Source organism: Corynebacterium pelargi, from assembly GCF_014635485.1.
GTDB lineage: Bacteria > Actinomycetota > Actinomycetes > Mycobacteriales > Mycobacteriaceae > Corynebacterium > Corynebacterium pelargi.
In genome coordinates this window covers 1-1,299 of the sequence record NZ_BMCX01000011.1, presented here as the reverse complement: position 1 = coordinate 1,299, position 1,299 = coordinate 1, and the positions used below count along the sequence as shown (strand labels likewise).

1 rRNA gene is annotated in these 1,299 nt (G+C 54.4%); it reads right to left on the bottom strand.

The window, feature by feature from the left end:
* Window positions 1-1,284 (bottom strand): 23S ribosomal RNA (locus tag IEU99_RS10935); the annotation flags it as partial.
* Window positions 1,285-1,299 lie beyond the last annotated feature (15 nt).

Below are 1,299 nucleotides of genomic sequence, written 5' to 3'. Positions count from 1 at the left end.
ACACACAAGGTGTGTTGCCGCGGTTTCGGCGGTGTACTTGAGCCCCACTACATTGTCGGCGCAGAACCACTCGACCAGTGAGCTATTACGCACTCTTTCAAGGATGGCTGCTTCTAAGCCAACCTCCTGGCTGTCTTCGCGATCCCACATCCTTTTCCACTTAGTACACCCTTAGGGGCCTTAACCGGCGATCTGGGCTGTTTCCCTTTCGACCAACGGAGCTTATCCCCCGCAGTCTCACTGCCGTACTAGCATTCACTGGCATTCGGAGTTTGGCTGACATTGCTAAGATGATAGTCCCGCTCAACCAACCAGTCGCTCTACCTCCAGGAAGCACCATACAACGCTGCACCTAAATGCATTTCGGGGAGAACCAGCTATCACGGAGTTTGATTGGCCTTTCACCCCTACCCACAGCTCATCCCCTCAGTTTTCAACCTAAGTGGGTTCGCGCCTCCACAACCTCTTACAGCTGCTTCACACTGGCCATGGGTAGATCACTCCGCTTCGGGTCCAGGACATGCCACTCACAATCACCCTCGTTAGGATTCGCTTTCGCTACGGCTACCCACACTCATGGTTAACCTCGCGACATGCCGCTGACTCGCAGGCTCATTCTTCAAAAGGCACGCCATCACCACCCACAAGGAGCGGCTCTGACGGTTTGTAAGCACACGGTTTCAGGTACTCTTTCACTCCCCTCCCGGGGTACTTTTCACCATTCCCTCACGGTACTATTCCGCTATCGGTCATTTCGGAGTATTTAGGCTTACCGGGTGGTCCCGGCAGATTCACAGCAGATTCCACGAGCCCGCTGCTACTCGGGGCAACGCGATCAACACCACCAACATCAGCATTCACGTACCGGGCTTTCACCGTCTACGGCAGGCGATTCCACACCACTTCCGCTTACCAACATCAGTCATGCCACATGTCATACCACCATGTACGACCACGCCCCACAACACCACACACGCAACCCTGGCACAGGTATCACACGCATGCGGTTTAGCCTCATCCACGTTCGTTCGCCACTACTAGCAGAATCACAATTGTTTTCTCTTCCTGTAGGTACTGAGATGTTTCACTTCCCTACGTCTACCCCCAACAACGCTATCTTCTTCACGCTGCGGTCACTACCAATCACAGTAGCCAGGTTTCCCCATTCGGACACCCTCGGATCAACGCTTGATTGACAACTCCCCGAGGCCTATCGCGGCCTTCCACGTCCTTCATCGGCTCGAAATGCCAAGGCATCCACCGTGTGCCCTTCCAACACACACCAACCACCACCACAAA